Origin of the sequence: Paenibacillus paridis, from assembly GCF_006345825.1 — a bacterium.
Taxonomy (GTDB): domain Bacteria; phylum Bacillota; class Bacilli; order Paenibacillales; family Paenibacillaceae; genus Pristimantibacillus; species Pristimantibacillus paridis.
In genome coordinates this window covers 1,839,829-1,856,255 of record NZ_VCIX01000092.1, presented here as the reverse complement: position 1 = coordinate 1,856,255, position 16,427 = coordinate 1,839,829, and the positions used below count along the sequence as shown (strand labels likewise).

The following is a 16,427-nucleotide window of genomic DNA, read 5'->3' as shown; positions in this document are numbered from 1 at the left end:
CATGGGGAAAATCAAAGTGCTTGACGAGCAGCTTGCCAACCAAATCGCAGCAGGCGAGGTGGTGGAACGGCCAGCTTCTGTCGTGAAGGAACTAGTCGAAAATGCCGTCGATGCCGGCAGCACTACCGTCGATATTACGATTGAAGAAGGCGGCTTATCGCTTATAAAAGTGGTTGATAATGGCTATGGCATTGAAGCCTCCGATATCGTTACGGCGTTTCAACGCCATGCCACGAGCAAAATCTCTACGAGCAGCGATCTCTTTCGGATTGCGAGTCTTGGGTTCCGTGGGGAGGCTTTGCCGAGTATCGCGGCCGTATCCCGTCTGCAATGCGTTTCATCAGAGACATCCACGGGACTGGCGCGCCGAATCGCGATTGAAGGCGGCAAGGTTACCATCGATGAACCGGCAAACGCGCCGCAAGGGACAGAAATGACCGTACAGGATTTATTTTATAACACGCCTGCCCGGCTTAAATACATGAAGGCTATTCAAACCGAGCTTGGCCATATTTCGGATTATGTCAACCGGATTGCGCTAGCGCACCCCGGCATTGCATTTACATTCAAGCACAACGGAAATGTGCTGCTCCGTACGCTTGGCACCGGGGACAGGCTGCAGGTGATTGCCGCTGTTTACGGCTCGAATACTGCCAAAGTTATGCTTCCGATTGAAGCGGAAACGTCAGATTACGAGCTGAGAGGCTTTATCTCGAAACCTGAGCTTACCCGGGCTAACCGGAACGGGATCACTGCGATCGTCAACGGGCGCTACATCCGCAGCCACACAATTAATCAGTCCTTGCTGCAAGCGTATCATACGCTGCTGCCGATCAACCGGTACCCGCTGGTTATTTTAGAGCTGGGCATGCATCCGAGTCTGCTCGACGTCAATGTACACCCTTCGAAGATGGAGGTCAGATTCAGCAAAGAGCCAGAGCTGCGGACAATGATCGAGCAAGCGATTAAAGACGTACTCGGACGTCAACGCCATATTCCAGGGCCGGAGTCAAGCAGAAAAGCAGATCGTTCCAAGCCGGTATTTGTTCAGGATGCTATATCGTTTCACCGTCCTGAGCCCGCAGCAGAAGCTTTTAAGCCATTTCAGCCGGCAACGACTCCTAAACCCTCGGCTAGCAGCTATAAGCCGCCTATCATCGAACGGGAGTATGTGCCCAAAAATGCAGCGGAGAAGCTTTATGCACCACCGGCAACGAGCAGCGACTCTCTTGCTGTCCGCGAGGCTTTTGCACCATGGGAGCAAGCTGCGCCAACCTTAGCTAGCTCACCGCACCAGACGGCTCATTCCGAGCAGCAGACGCATCAACCGGCCGATTTGCCCGTTAACGCTTCTGAACAGAATTCTCAGCCGCTGGCTGAAAACCTTAATGTTCAGGAATATACAGAACAGCCAACTGCTCAAGCCAGCGAAATCATATCGCAAAGCACTCAGATGTCTTCCGAACAGTCGTCAGAGCAGCCTGAAGCAGGTGAAGTTAGCAGCGAATATGCGCCTTCCGCTGAGCAACCGGTCGCTCAATTGCCTACGGATGAGGATGTACAAGATGGACAGCCGGCGTTTCCAGAGCTTTATTGGATTGGTCAGCATCACGGAACGTATATCGTAGCCCAATCCGAGGACGGTCTTTATTTGATTGATCAGCATGCGGCACATGAGCGGATTAATTATGAATATTTTTTCCAAAAGTTCGGGAATCCCGAATCAGCAAGCCAGCAATTGCTTGTGCCTTTGACGTTAGAATTTACAGCGGGGGAAGCCTCGCAGCTCAGAGAGCTTCTGCCTTTGTTTGCGCAGGCTGGCGTTGAGCTGGAGGCCTTTGGCGCACAAACCTTCCTCGTTCGCTCTTATCCGGAGTGGATGCCGCAGGGTGAGGAGCAAGCTCTGCTTGAAGAAATGGCTGAATTGCTCATTTCGGAACGCAAATCCATCAATATCGGAAAGCTGCGCGAGAAAGCGGCCATCATGTGTGCTTGCAAAGCATCCATCAAAGCCAATGACAGAATGAACCGGGAAGAAGGCGAGACGCTGCTAGCAAGGCTTGGCCATTGCAAGCAGCCCTATACTTGCCCGCATGGCCGGCCAATCATCGTGCATCTATCGAGCTACCAGCTGGAAAAAATGTTCAAGCGGGTGATGTCGTGATCGTTACAACAACGGCTAAGCCAAGCCAGCGCGCGCTAGCGCAAGCAGAGCGGCTTGCCGGAGAGCTCGCTTCAACGCTTAGATCACGAGGCAATCTGACCGTCAATAAGCTGCTCAGCTTAACACAGGACAAGAGATTGCTTGTGGTTACCGAAGAAGAGGTGCGTTATTACGACGGACAAGCCGAGACGCCGTTGTATTTCCATCCCAGCATGGCGTTTGTCCGCGTGAAGCGGCTGCGACGGGGGGAGACAGACCCTCTTATTCAGCTCTCCGGATGCGAGGCAGGCGACTATATCGTAGATTGTACGGCGGGGCTGGCTTCGGATTCGCTCGTTTTCTCCTATGCCGCGGGTCCTAGTGGGAAGGTGTCTGCCTTAGAGAGCGAACCAGTGCTTTGTGCCCTTGTTCGGGAAGGTTTGGCGGTCTATCAGACTATGCTAGAAGATGTGAATGAAGCGATGAGGCGCATCGAAATGATAAACGTCCATCATCTTGTCTATTTAACGAATTTGCCTGACAAAAGCGTTGATATCGTATATTTTGATCCCATGTTCCGAAAGCCGATCCATGAATCGAGCTCGATGGAGCCGCTCAGGGCAGTGGCCAATATGGACGCTTTATCCATTGAGACCATCGAACAAGCGAAGCGGGTTGCCCGCAAATGCGTAGTGCTTAAGGAGCATCAAGCAAGTGAAGAATTTGCTAGGCTTGGATTTGAGCGCCGCCATGTGAATACTTCGAAAATTGCATATGGAGTGATACAGCTTTGAATACAGAACTTACGGGCTTGGATTCTGGCCTTGAAGATAAACCGCAACGCAAGCAGCCACTTCTTGTCCTTATTGGGCCAACTGCGGTAGGCAAGACGCGCATGAGCCTAGATATTGCTAAAGCCTGGAATGCAGAAATTATTTCCGGTGATTCGATGCAGGTATATCGCGGCATGGATATCGGAACAGCCAAAATCGCCATGGACGAACGGGAAGGCATCCCGCATCACTTGATCGATATTTGCGAGCCGGATGTTGCTTATTCCGCTGCAGATTTCCAAGCGGGGGCAACTACGGCGATCTCCCAGATCGCAGCTCGCGGCAAGCTGCCTTTTATCGTTGGCGGAACCGGACTTTATGTAGAGTCGGTATGCTATCAATTTCAATTTGCCGATATCGGCTCGGATGAGGCATTCAGGCAAGAACAGGAGCGCTATGCCGCTGAACAGGGCGCTGAAGCTCTGCACGCAAGGCTAGCTGCGATTGACCCGCCTGCTGGCGAGCGATTGCACCCTAATGATTTGAGGCGCGTGATCCGTGCATTAGAGGTTTACCATATGACTGGCGAGACTTTTTCGGAGCAGCAAGCAGGCCAAACGAAGGAGTCACCCTATGAACTTTGCATCATCGGTTTGACTATGGACCGTGCAGAGTTGTATCGTAGAATAGAGCAGCGGGTAGATTTGATGATGGAGCAAGGGTTAGTAGAAGAGGTGAGACGACTACTTGAAAGAGATTTGCCGCCTGCGGCAGTTGCTATGCAGGGGCTAGGCTACAAGGAGATTGCGGATTACTTGCAAGGAAACTGCACATTGGAAGCAGCTATAGAACGGCTCAAACGGGATACGCGAAGATTTGCCAAGCGTCAGCTCTCCTGGTTTCGCCATATGAAGGACATTCATTGGATTGATATGGGGGAAAATTTTCACAACAATTTGCAAGCTGTTCATGGTATAATAGCAGGAAAGTTTCAAGTTAATCTTGAATATAATTCTAATCAATCTTTTTAAGACGGGGGTAACGTCCAATGAACAAATCGATCAATATTCAAGATACGTTTCTGAATCAGCTGCGCAAAGACAACATACCGGTTACGGTTTTTTTAATGAATGGGTTCCAAATTCGGGGCGTTATTAAAGCATTCGATAATTTCACGATTATCATTGACAGCGAAGGTCGTCAACAAATGGTTTATAAACATGCTATTTCGACGTTTACCCCGCAGCGAAATGTTTCCCTTATGCAGCAGGACCAAAGTGGTTCCGATTCATAGGTGATAGCGTAAAGTGAAACTTTCTAATAACGAGTATCGTTTAACTAGATAGCGGCAGGTAAGAGCAACCCGCTCCAAGCTGGGTTGCTCTTTCCATTTCGTGGCAAAGATAGATTAGACGGACTATGGAACAACAGGAGGGGAGTCGGCAATGGCTGAGCGACCACGCAGCAAGACTGCACCGAAACCAAAGAAGAAAAAGAAGATATCAGGACGAAAATGGTTTTACGGTTTATTTTTTACCGCGGTTATCGCAATTGTATGTGGCATTATCGGATATCTGCTTATTATTTTAAACGGGGAGCGGGTACTGACGGAAAATGCCAATAAGCTGGTATTTGGCGAAGCATCGATTATCTATGATGTGAATGAAGTGGAAATTGCAAGATTATCGGACCCGGATGAAAATCGGGAGCTGGCTGAGTTTTCAGAGATTCCTGAGCAGTTGCTCAATGCGATCGTAGCAACGGAGGATCAGCGGTTCTACGAGCATTCAGGCATAGACTTCTTCGCGATTGGCCGTGCCGTCGTCAAGGACGTCATTGCGCGCAGCGCAGTTGAAGGTGCAAGTACGATTACACAGCAATTAGCTAAGAACGTATTCCTAACGGCTGACAAAACGTTTTTCCGGAAGGCGACAGAGGCATCGATTGCTGTTGCGCTTGAGCAAAAAATGTCCAAGCAGCAAATATTGACGATGTACTTGAACCGGATCTTTTTCGGGAAAAGAGTACATGGGGTCAAGGAAGCCGCAAAGTTTTACTTTGATACCGACCTTAAGGATTTGGAGCTTTGGCAGATTGCTACGATAGCAGCGATGCCTAAAGCGCCAAACCGCTACAATCCGATTGCTCATCCCGAGGATTCAATGAACCGCCGTGCCGTAGTTCTGAAGCTTATGTTCGATCAGGGCTATATTACGGCAGAGGAGATGGAGCAAGCGAAAGCGGTTGTCTATGAAATTCCAGAAAACCATGCCGAAAGAAATACAGATAAATATCCTGCCTTTGTTGATTATGTCGTTGAAGAAGCGGTAGAGAAGACGAATCTTTCCGAAGAAGAGCTGCGCATAGGCGGATTTAAGATTTATACGACGCTTAATACGCAAGCTCAGGATGTCATGGACAATCAATTCAGTAACGATGATAATTTCGAGAAAAGCAAGGATGACCAGCAGGTGCAAGGCGCGATGATAATTATCGATCACCGTAATGGTGAGATTCAGGCTTTGTCAGGCGGTCGCGACTATGTGAAAAAAGGACTTAATCGCGTCGAGGTTGCCCGGCAGCCTGGTTCGGCCTTTAAACCGATAATTTCATATGGCCCTGCTTTGGAATCAGGAAAGTATTACCCTTGGACCGTTCTTGCGAATGACAAGAAATGTTACGGCAATTATTGCCCAACCGACAGATGGGGTGCCACAGCCGTCTCTATGACGCAGGCGATTAAGGATTCTCGCAACTTGGCTTCGGTCTGGATGCTGAACCAAATCGGCTTGAAGAGCGGTTTTGCTTTTGCAGACAAACTGGGCTTTAGTCTAGAGGATGACGATCGCAACCTAACAGCTGCACTGGGTGGACTTACTAAAGGTGCGACGCCGATGCAGATGGCAACGGCCTACAGCGTATTCGCTAATGGCGGCAAATCTGTTGACCCCCATACGATTTTGAAAATTGTAGGCAAAGATAACAACCCTTATACGTACAAGGCGCCAGCCACCAAGCAGCTGATGTCTGCGCAGACCGCCTATTACTTGACGGAGATGATGCAGACGGTCGTTGAAAAAGGCGGCACGGGAACCAAAGCGGCCATTGATCGTCCGCTAGCGGGCAAGACAGGTACAACGCAGCATGGCATTCCGGGTTACAGCGGCTCCGGAATTCGTGATGCATGGTTCGTTGGCTACTCGCCGGAGTGGACAGCGGCCGTCTGGATGGGATACGATAAAACAAATGTTGACCATATTCTAAAGACGGGCAGCAGCCAAGCAGCAGCCATGTTCTCCAAGGTCATGAAGAGTGCAATGAAAAATGTGCCGAAATCCAGCTTTAATAAACCTCAAGGAATCAAAGAAGACAAGCCGCCGGCAGCAATAACGAATTTTAGCGCCGTTTTCATTCCGGAAGAAATGAAGGTTAAATTATCTTGGGATCCTTATCAGGACGGTAAGGTGACTTACCAAGTCTTCCGCAAGGAAGCGTCGGAGAGTGATTATATCCGTTTCGTGGATTCGCTTGTTTCGACTGGGGTCGATGATATGAGCGCGTTCCCTGGAATGACCTATGAATACTACGTCGTAGCGTATGACGCAGAGAATGACCAGGAAAGCGCGCCATCCCAGAAAATTAAGGTGACTATTCCAGAAACGGAAATAAATCCGGAAATTCCGATGGAACCGGACCCGCATGACCCGGATGGCGGAGAAATTACACCTCCGGTGGATGGCGGCGGCGAGGAGCCTACTCCAACGCCAAGCGATGGAATCGAGCTTCCGACGCCAACGCCAAATTCGGGTGCGGGCAATGGTTCTACAGATCCCATTCCAACAGATGCACCTGCTATGGGTACAGGCAATGAGGATACCACTAATGCATTAGGAAATACGGCGACCGGCGGCAATTCGCAAGGAACGGGTGGTTAGTAATGGCGGATAGAAAGAAAGCGCGGTTCCTCTGCGTGATTGCTCTTGTCTCGGCAGTGATTCTTATCGCTGGCTGCGGCAAGGGCGGATCAGGTTCAGAAGGTAGCAGTGCTGGCGCTTCGACAAAAACGATGAGCTGGGACAAGATGCCTGAAATGCAGATTGATCTAGACAAAACGTATGTAGCGAAGTTCCAAACGACTAAAGGCGATTTTACTGTCAAACTGTTTGCGGATGAATCACCGGTAACGGTAAATAATTTTGTGTTTTTGGCCCGTGAGGGCTTTTATGAGGGGCTGACCTTTCACAGCATTATCGAGTCCTTCATGATTCAAAGCGGTGATCCGAAGGGCAATGGGACGGGGACACCGGGTTATGCGATTCCAGATGAGCTAAGCACGGACGTGAAGTATGAGGAAGGCATTGTAGCGATGGCGAATGCCAGCAAGCCGAACTCGGGCGGCAGCCAGTTTTTTATTTGCACCGGTCCTGATGCGGCTAATCTAAATCGAGAGCCCAACTATACGATTTTTGGCAAGGTGGAGACCGGCATGAATATCGTCAAAGCCATAGCGAAAACGCCCGTGAAGGACAATGTTCCGAGCGAGGTTATCAAAATTAACTCCATCGAGATCGTTGAGCAATAAGGAAGAATACCGCCAGAAATGGCGGTATTCTTTTTATTTTGAGTGAATAGCTTGGTTTATTTTGTTTGTCGGCTGGAGATGGACGTAAAGATATGGTAATCTTTTTTTATAGGTAAATGTAAACTGTCGTATGTCGCGATGAGTTCATTGTGAAGGAACACCAGGAGGACCTGCGCTAGGCTTGGCGCACGAATCCCAAATGAACGGAAAGGTACGTTCCGTATGAAGAGAAAATTTTCAGACCGGGCCAACTGGAGGCGTATCTTGCGCAAGAGCTATACATGCTTAGCGCTGGACGGCGAGGAGTTCAAAGGTCTCGTTACGTTTTACCGGATTCACGAGCTCAGAGAACCGTTATGGAAGGAATATAACGGGCGAAAACTTTGTTTGGCTGATCGCGGTTACTTATGGATGCAGCATTTTCCGAAGGGTGAGCATTTTGTCGTAACGACGATGTTCGACGATAAGGGACGCGTCGTGCAATGGTATATCGACGTATGCAAGACGCAGGGCTTGACCGACCAACAGGTCCCATGGTTCGATGATCTTTATCTGGATGTGGTCGTTCTCCCAAGCGGGGAGGTCTTCCTGATGGATGAGGATGAACTGGAGGATGCCTTAAGGTCAGGCGATGTGAACGGCAGGGATGTCGCGCTCGCGCGAAAAACCGCAGGCAAGCTGCTGTCGAGCATTCGAAATGGCCGTTTTCGTTATTTTACGCTTAGTCTGAAACATCGGAAGAGCCTGCTTGAGCGAACCGGCGAACTAAGCGAATCATGAATACTGCAACGAGAAGAAGGAGCAGCTCACGTAAACGAACGAAGAAAAGTCGTCCGTGGCTGTTCCTGTTTCGCGTTGCTGCCTGGATCATATGTATAGGCGTGTTTTGGTGCGGTTATCTGCTTTGGTTAATTAACGGTTTCCCAGTAAATCAGCCATTAACCAAGGCAGATGCGGGCATCGTGCTTGGAGCAGCTTTATGGAATGATGTTCCGAGTCCCGCTCTAAAGGAGCGTTTGGACCTTGCGTTGCAGCTTTACGAAGCGGGAACGGTGGACAAGCTGATCTTGTCTGGCGGTCTTGATGCTAACGGAGCTAAGAAGACCGAAGCCGAGGGCATGCGTGACTATTTGATTGGAAAAGGTATTTCAGCTGACAAGCTGTTGCTAGAAAATAAAGCGTCCAGCACTTATGAGAATTTAGGCCTAAGCAAACGGATAGCCGAAGCGAACAACCTGGATAAACTGGTTGTCATCACGCATGATTATCATGCGGCAAGAGCGAAGGAGATTGCCAAAAAGCTTGATTTCAAGGGCTTTCAAGTCGCCGCGACGAAATCCAAAGTATTGAATCCCGTGTATAACGAATCGCGAGAGGTACTTGCTTTTACGAAATGGAAGGTGGACTCGTTGCTTCTCACGCTTGGAATCCGTTCATCGGAATCGCCGCTGTAAATCTGCTAATATGCTGCTGCAAGATAGAATAAACTTGTAGTGCGGTCAGCCGCTACAGCTTTCGATGCAAAGGATAGGTGATGCGACAGATGAGTGGACACGTCAAGTCTGGACCAGTAAATAGCAATGCAAGGCCTTCCCGCCAAATCAATGTGGTCCTTAGAAGCCAAGAAACGTTTCAAACGGGAGCATCCGCTCATGTCTTGGAAGCAGAGCCGCTTCCGGCCGTTAAGCCGCTGCCCAGCGTGGATCATTATGCGGATATTCAAAAAGAGTTAGAGCCGATGATTGGCATGGACAATGTGAAAACCCTTGTTTATGAAATATATGCTTTGCTTTATATTAGCCGGATGCGTTCGGAAGCCGGACTATTTGGCGGTTCGCATGTTTACCACATGATCTTTAAAGGCAATCCGGGGACGGGAAAGACGACGATTGCCCGCATTGTTGCGAAGCTGTTCCAAAAAATGGGCGTATTATCCAAAGGACATTTGATCGAGGTGGAACGCGCGGATCTTGTCGGCGAATATATCGGGCATACGGCACAGAAGACGCGTGATCTTGTACGCAAAGCGATTGGCGGCGTATTGTTCATTGATGAAGCGTACAGCCTTGCCCGTGGCGGAGAGAAGGATTTTGGCAAGGAAGCCATCGATACGTTGGTAAAGGCCATGGAAGACCATAAAAATCAATTTGTGCTCATCCTTGCAGGATATCCTGCAGAGATCGATGATTTTCTGCTTACCAATCCAGGATTGCCATCCCGGTTTCCGATACAAATCGAGTTCCCCGATTATTCAGTGGACCAGTTAATTCAAATCAGCGAGCTAATGGCCAAGGAACGAGACTATATTTTGCAGCCGCAGACCATATTTAAATTAAGGCAGCATCTGATGCAGGAGAAGCTAACAACGATGTTTTCCTTTAGCAATGCGAGGTATGTCCGAAATACAATTGAAAAGGCAATTCGGTTTCAGGCCGTTCGTCTGCTTACGCAATATGCCAGCTCCGTGCCGGCGAAGCAAGAGCTGATGTCCATTAGGCCGGAGGATTTAAAATGGGAGACGAAGTCGCAATGACGGCGTAATTTAGAAGGAGCAAATATGAGCGAGAAAACATTCGACACGAACCCCGATATGATTGAAAAAGCGATATTGATTAGCTTAGTGACATCGAAAGACAAACGTAAGGGCGGTGACCCTGAGATGTCCCTTCAAGAGCTGGAACAGCTTACGGAAACCGCAGGCGTTGAAGTCCTTACCACGCTAACGCAAAATAAGGAAACCGCTGATTCCAAATGGTTTATTGGCAAAGGCAAAGTACAAGAGGTTAAAGCGCTGGCAGATGAGCTTGGCGCTACGACCGCAATTTTTGACCAGGAGCTATCTGGTGCACAGGTCCGGAACCTGGAAGAGTCGCTCGATTTGAAGATCGTAGACCGCACGCAGTTGATCTTGGATATTTTTGCAGGACGCGCCAAGACGCGCGAGGGCATTATTCAAGTGGAGCTGGCGCAGCTCAGCTACCTGCTGCCGCGTCTCTCGGGCCAGAGCAAGAATCTCTCCCGCCTCGGCGGCGGAATCGGAACAAGGGGTCCCGGTGAAACAAAGCTTGAAACCGACAGACGCCATATTCGAGACCGGATTTTTGATCTCAAAACAGTGCTCGAAGAAGTTGTGCGTCACCGAAAACTGCACCGGGAGCGCCGGAAGAAATCCGGCGTAATCCAAGTTGCTTTGGTCGGCTATACGAACGCCGGGAAATCTACGCTGCTTAAGCAGCTGACTGATGCAGACGTATATATTGAAAACCAGCTGTTTGCAACGCTTGACCCTACGTCAAGAACGCTGGAGCTGCCTAACGGCAGGGAAGTCGTCATTACAGATACGGTAGGTTTTATTCAAAACCTGCCGCATGATCTTGTAGCGGCCTTTAGAGCCACCTTGGAGGAAGTCTGCGAAGCGGATCTTGTGCTACATGTGATTGACAGCAGCTCGCCGATGCGGGATGAACAAATTGCTGTCGTAAATAAAATACTCGGCGATCTTGGCGCAGCCGACAAGCCATACGTCATGGTCTATAACAAGAAGGATCTATGCAGCAACAATGGGACCCTAGCTGATTTGCCTATTACGAGCGGTGATAATTTGGTGATAAGCGCATATGAGGACGGCGACCTCGAGCTGCTGCGCCAGACGATTCAAGATAAGCTCAGCGGGGATTTATTGACCTTTAACGTGCCCGCAGACCGCGGCGACCTGATTGCACTTGCCTATCGTAGCGGCGAAGTCGTAAACCAAGAAGTGAATGAAGAAACGCTGCGATTAACCGTTCACGTTAGCAAGCAGGATTATGAGCAGCATGGATATCGGTTAAAACAATATATCGAATAAGCCATTGTTAATGAGGCATACCTTGCTTCGCAAAACCGAGCAAATGCTTGCGAAGCAAGTTTTGCTTCGCAAAACCATGCAGATGCTTACGAAGCGAGTTTTGCTTCGCAAAACCAAGCGGATGCTTACGAAGCAAGTTTTGCTTCGCAAAACTTTTAAGGAGAAGATATCACAATGAGTTTGCAGCATGAGAATCAAAAGCTATGGGAGCATCTGGAGCGCTTGGCGGGACAGGCCGAGGATGTTGCGGAGGAAGCGTTCCGACGCATTGACCGCATAGCCGAGCGCAATCAGTGGAAAGTTATTGAAGCCTTTCAACGCCATAAAGTCAGTGATTTCCATTTTACGGGTTCTACTGGTTATGGCTATAACGACAGGGGCCGTGAAATTATTGATCTTGTCTATGCAGACGTCATGGGTGCGGAGGCTGCGATTGTTCGTCCTCATTTCGTTTCAGGCACGCATACGATCAGCTGCGCATTATTCGGCTTATTGCGGCCAGGGGACGAATTGCTGTATGTCACCGGCAAGCCATATGATACTCTGCATAAAGTTATCGGGAAGCCGGGAGACGGGACCGGTTCCTTGCAAGATTGGGGAATCAAGTATGGCGAGGTGCCTTTACTGGAGGACGGCGGTCTTGACTGGACAGGAATAGAAAGCGCGATAACCGAACAAACCAAAGTGATCGGCATTCAAAGATCACGCGGTTATTCATGGAGAGCCTCTTTCACCGTAGCGGAGATTGAAGAGATTACCAAACGGGTAAAAGCATTAAAGCCTGGCGTCGTCGTATTTGTTGACAATTGCTATGGCGAATTTACTGAGCTGCTCGAGCCAACCCAAGTTGGCGTAGATTTAATGGCTGGCTCCCTGATCAAAAACCCAGGCGGTGGACTTGCTGAAACCGGAGGTTATATTGCCGGTACTGCTTCAGCGGTTGAATCTGCAGCGTATCGTTTGACGGCACCGGGAATAGGAGGCGAGGTTGGAGCGATGCTTGGCACGCTGCGGCCGATGTTCCAAGGTTTGTTTTTAGCTCCGCATTTGGTTGGACAAGCAGTTAAAGGCAGCGTGCTGGCAGCTGCTTTGTTTGAAGAGCTTGGTTTCGAAACCAAGCCCAAATGGCAAGAAGCGCGTACGGATCTTATTCAAGCCGTCCGATTTGGACAAGCAGAACATCTCATTGCATTTGTACAAGGCATACAGCAAGCGGCAGCTGTCGATTCTCATGTCGTCCCAGAGCCGTGGGACATGCCGGGGTACGAGAATGCTGTCATCATGGCGGCAGGAACGTTCATTCAAGGTGGCAGCTTAGAGCTGTCGGCGGATGCGCCGATTCGTGAGCCTTTCATTGCTTATATGCAGGGCGGACTAACGTATGCTCATGCAAAATATGGCGTTTTGACTGCGTTATACCGGCTTGTTGATAGTGGTTTAATTGTGATTAAACCTTACATAACTTGACACATTTGCGTTGTAACGTATAGAATGGACATATAAATGAGCGACTGGAAGGTTGATGCGACATGGCTGATGATATTCGCAGAAATATGGCCTTATTTCCTATCGGCATCGTAATGAAGCTGACGGACTTAACGGCCCGCCAAATCCGCTATTACGAGCAGCATGAATTGATCGTACCTGCTAGAACAGCAGGAAACCAACGGTTATTTTCGTTTAATGACGTAGAACGGCTTTTGGAAATTAAATCATTGATTGAGAAGGGCGTTAATATCGCCGGCATTAAGCAAGTCATGAATCCGGTTTCGAAAGAATCGGATGATGCGACGATCGTCAGTGAGCAATCGGAAGTGAAGCGCCGCGAGCTTTCCGATCAGCAGCTGCATCGTTTGCTGAAGCAGCAATTGCTAGAGAAGAGACCGGGTCAGGCCTCGCTCATTCAGGGTCAATTGACTCGATTCTTAAATAAGCGCTAGATTGACTATTATAACAATCGATTAGCCAACCAAGGAGATGATTCTGTGAGTTACACTAAAGATGATATTAGACGTATAGCACAGGAACAAAATGTTCGGTTCATCCGTTTGCAGTTTACGGATTTGCTTGGAACCATTAAAAACGTAGAAATTCCGGTTAGCCAGCTTGAGAAAGCTTTGGATAACAAAATGATGTTTGATGGCTCGTCCATTGAAGGATATGTGCGCATTGAAGAATCCGACATGTATTTGTACCCAGATTTAGATACTTGGGTTGTATTTCCATGGGTAACCCAAGACCGTGTTGCCCGTCTGATCTGTGATATTTATATGCCTGACGGTACGCCGTTTGCCGGTGACCCGCGCGGAATTCTAAAGCGTGCATTGAGAGAAGCGGAAGCGCTTGGTTATACAGCGATGAACGTCGGACCTGAGCCTGAGTTTTTCTTGTTCAAGACGGATGAGCGCGGTGAGCCAACGACAGAACTGAATGACCAAGGCGGATATTTTGACCTTGCGCCTATGGATATGGGTGAGAACTGTCGCCGCGAAATCGTATTGACGCTGGAGGAAATGGGTTTTGAAATCGAAGCTTCCCACCATGAGGTCGCTCCTGGCCAGCATGAAATTGATTTCAAATACGCGGATGCCATTAAAGCAGCCGACCAAATCCAAACATTTAAGCTTGTTGTCAAAACCGTTGCCCGCGAGCATGGCTTGCACGCATCGTTTATGCCTAAACCTTTGTTTGGCGTAAACGGCTCAGGCATGCACTGTCACCAATCATTGTTCCAAGATGACACTAACGTGTTCTACGACGAGAAGGACAAGCTAGGCTTAAGCGCTACCGCTCGCCATTACATGGCTGGAATTCTTCTTCATGCCCGCGCGATGGCAGCTATTACTAATCCGACTATTAACTCATACAAACGTTTGGTCCCTGGCTATGAAGCGCCTTGCTACGTTGCTTGGTCAGCAAGCAACCGTTCGCCTATGATTCGTATCCCAGCATCACGCGGTCTCAGCACGCGCGTAGAGGTTCGCAACCCGGATCCAGCGGCTAACCCTTACCTAGCGCTTGCAGTTATGCTTAAAGCAGGCCTTGACGGCATTCAGAACAAGCTTCCTTTGCCAGCGCCAACTGACCGTAACATTTACATCATGACAGAGGAAGAGCGCCAGGATGCAGGTATTCCAAGCTTGCCGCTCGACTTGAAAGAAGCGCTTGACGAAATGCTAAGAAGCGATATCGTATGCGAAGCTCTCGGCGATCACGCTCTTGCTCATTTCTACGAGCTGAAAGAAATCGAGTGGGATATGTACCGCACCCAAGTTCACCAATGGGAACGCGATCAGTATTTGACTCTTTACTAAGTAGGAAAATTATAGAATAAAAGTTTTGCTAATCGTTCATGAGGGAAAAGCCTAGGTATTTGAAATCAAGGTTTCCCTCATGGATTATAAAATTGTTTTTATAGAAATCCTGAACTTCACTCTTTATTTTATCGCTCTATCTCATGTTAATGAATGATAAAGTTCAAAATGGTTAAACAAGTTTATGTAATTAATAAATATTTTTAATATAATTATTGTTTGATATTAGTATTTATAAGTTATAAATTACGTTCTGTTTATAAAAGAGGTAAAATTGAAATATTAACAAGAGTGAAATTATAGAATGAGTAATTATGGAATCAAAACTATTTTTATAATTTTATTAATTATTATTAGTCTTGATCTAAAAAATATTAAGATAATCTTGTTTAGTGTCAAGTCTAAGTGTCTTTTTATGTTTTAGTGTTAGCTATTTTAGGAAGCTCCATTTAGAAGGAATTTTCTTATTACATAAACAATATTGGATCTCATTTAGAAAAATAGGAGAGTGGGAGAACCATCTTATTCCATATACAGTGCACTTCTTGTCTAATTGCAAATGTAGTCACTTATGGAGAATTTGAATATCTTGAGAACGGCCTCTTTGAATTTTGTGGACATATAGAAAGGAAGACTTTTATAGCGTGGTTTTTTAGGTTGTTTACTAAGCTTAACCTGAACTTAGCAAACCCAATATTACTAATTCACACATCTGGAAATGCTTTTTACATGAAGATTGATCTTAGTCATGTACGTAGTTTTGTCTCAATAACCCCGTCTTAACTCGCTTGAAGTGAATTGTATCCGAAATAAATCAATCGTGTATATACTCTGTATTATTCCAACTTTTCTGTCTTTAGGTATTTCATTAGTTGTAGATAATGTGTATGAGCAGAACGTCAATTCCGCAGAGATTTCCAAATTGTCTTGTATTTCTTGTGCACTGATATCATTTACGTAAAAATTTAAAAATCAATGCTGGTATAATTTCGACTTGAACTTTTCAAGACTAAAGTTTTTCCTCCTTGACGAAAATGAGAAATGACAATTTCCTGAACTTCATATTTAAAGTTAACCGTTTTAAGAATCGTTTCGGATAACAGTAGATTGTCTATTTACTTAATGTTCGTATTTGCCGTAACCTAAATGCAGATTCATTACCGTATCCATTTTTTTGGAATATCTCGACAAAAAAATCTTTCAGTTCGTTCTGAGCATTTTGTGGTTTACACATTCTTTTTCTATTTGTACTAGATAAGTTGATTATTTGTCTTTTCACCCATGTATTCGGTGTTAGTCAAGATAGTGTCTTGAATTTTGTAGAAAAGTAGTAGTTAGTATATTGATTTTTGTTCAGCTTTAATAGGCCTCACTTCTTCCTCTCAACACCAGTTGTGAGTACTTCCTGACCAACGTGTTGATGTAAGGCATTTACTACTTCGTAAATTTGTTGTAATTACTTACTCGTGGTTTGCTTCTAGACGGGGTATGTCAAGACTATTCGGTATCTCTAGAAGACTTGAGTCCTTTAAGGGACTACGATTGTCTGAATGTAAGTCGAGCGAACTATGTGAATCAAACATTGCTCACATAATACGGTTCTATTAATTAATTGGCTCGTGTAGTCTACGGATACTTACTCCCAAGTTTAACTAGCCCACGCTTTTTCTGCTAAATAAATCAATGATAAGAGAGATAGAAATAGAAGCCTTTAACAAGGTCTGCAAGCTGAGTAGTATCCCACATTCAGTCTTGATTTGTCTTTATT

The 16,427-nt window shown here is 47.3% G+C and carries 14 protein-coding genes; 13 read left to right on the top strand and 1 reads right to left on the bottom strand.

All coding sequences use genetic code 11. From position 1 onward, the window contains the following. The first annotated feature begins 1 nt into the window (after nt 1). The 10 genes from mutL to hflX all read left to right on the top strand — a co-directional run bounded on the left by mutL (nt 2) and on the right by hflX (nt 11,345). The gene (gene mutL, locus FJQ58_RS30145) at nt 2-2,164 is read left to right on the top strand and encodes a DNA mismatch repair endonuclease MutL (protein ID WP_139999247.1); all 2,163 of its coding nucleotides are present in this window, start codon (nt 2-4) and stop codon (nt 2,162-2,164) included. After that, nucleotides 2,161-2,937: a class I SAM-dependent methyltransferase gene (locus FJQ58_RS30140; RefSeq protein WP_139999245.1), complete on the top strand. Its 777-nt coding sequence runs from the start codon at nt 2,161-2,163 to the stop codon at nt 2,935-2,937. Before mutL ends, FJQ58_RS30140 begins: the two co-directional genes overlap by 4 nt. Beyond that, entirely contained in the window at nt 2,934-3,947 is a 1,014-nt protein-coding gene (gene miaA / locus FJQ58_RS30135; protein WP_420799868.1) for a tRNA (adenosine(37)-N6)-dimethylallyltransferase MiaA, read from the top strand. Before FJQ58_RS30140 ends, miaA begins: the two co-directional genes overlap by 4 nt. Before the next feature lie 17 nt (nt 3,948-3,964). Beyond that, nucleotides 3,965-4,210: an RNA chaperone Hfq gene (hfq, locus tag FJQ58_RS30130; protein WP_139999243.1), complete on the top strand. Its 246-nt coding sequence runs from the start codon at nt 3,965-3,967 to the stop codon at nt 4,208-4,210. A gap of 151 nt (nt 4,211-4,361) precedes the next feature. Then, entirely contained in the window at nt 4,362-6,851 is a 2,490-nt protein-coding gene (locus FJQ58_RS30125; RefSeq protein ID WP_139999241.1) for a penicillin-binding protein 1A, read from the top strand. Between the two features lie 2 nt (nt 6,852-6,853). After that, nucleotides 6,854-7,498, top strand: coding sequence for a peptidylprolyl isomerase (locus tag FJQ58_RS30120; RefSeq protein ID WP_139999239.1), 645 nt, complete (start codon nt 6,854-6,856; stop codon nt 7,496-7,498). 222 nt (nt 7,499-7,720) lie between these two features. Continuing rightward, nucleotides 7,721-8,278, top strand: a complete 558-nt coding sequence (locus FJQ58_RS30115) for a ribonuclease FAU-1 family protein (protein WP_139999237.1) — start codon at nt 7,721-7,723, stop codon at nt 8,276-8,278. Then, nucleotides 8,275-8,952: a YdcF family protein gene (locus FJQ58_RS30110; RefSeq protein ID WP_139999235.1), complete on the top strand. Its 678-nt coding sequence runs from the start codon at nt 8,275-8,277 to the stop codon at nt 8,950-8,952. The genes FJQ58_RS30115 and FJQ58_RS30110 overlap by 4 nt, the downstream gene beginning before the upstream one ends. Nucleotides 8,953-9,041: 89 nt before the next feature. Next, the gene (locus FJQ58_RS30105; RefSeq protein WP_139999233.1) at nt 9,042-10,031 is read left to right on the top strand and encodes an AAA family ATPase; all 990 of its coding nucleotides are present in this window, start codon (nt 9,042-9,044) and stop codon (nt 10,029-10,031) included. 24 nt (nt 10,032-10,055) lie between these two features. Continuing rightward, nucleotides 10,056-11,345 carry a GTPase HflX gene (gene hflX / locus FJQ58_RS30100; protein WP_139999231.1) on the top strand — a complete coding sequence of 430 codons (1,290 nt, stop codon included), beginning with the start codon at nt 10,056-10,058 and terminating at the stop codon, nt 11,343-11,345. A gap of 7 nt (nt 11,346-11,352) precedes the next feature. Here the strand turns inward: hflX and FJQ58_RS33270 are convergent, their stop codons facing one another. Further along, the gene (locus FJQ58_RS33270; RefSeq protein ID WP_274382347.1) at nt 11,353-11,481 is read right to left on the bottom strand and encodes a hypothetical protein; all 129 of its coding nucleotides are present in this window, start codon (nt 11,479-11,481) and stop codon (nt 11,353-11,355) included. A 38-nt stretch (nt 11,482-11,519) separates the two neighbouring features. On the opposite strand from FJQ58_RS33270, the gene FJQ58_RS30095 reads away from it, so the two are divergent. From FJQ58_RS30095 to glnA, 3 genes are all read left to right on the top strand, one after another. Continuing rightward, a complete protein-coding gene (locus FJQ58_RS30095) occupies nt 11,520-12,812 on the top strand; it encodes a methionine gamma-lyase family protein (RefSeq protein WP_139999229.1) in 1,293 nt (430 codons plus the stop codon). A gap of 62 nt (nt 12,813-12,874) precedes the next feature. Then, complete coding sequence (locus tag FJQ58_RS30090) at nt 12,875-13,285, top strand: MerR family transcriptional regulator (protein WP_053376247.1); 411 nt, start codon at nt 12,875-12,877, stop codon at nt 13,283-13,285. Between the two features lie 45 nt (nt 13,286-13,330). Next, a complete protein-coding gene (glnA, locus tag FJQ58_RS30085) occupies nt 13,331-14,659 on the top strand; it encodes a type I glutamate--ammonia ligase (RefSeq protein WP_139999227.1) in 1,329 nt (442 codons plus the stop codon). Nucleotides 14,660-16,427 lie beyond the last annotated feature (1,768 nt).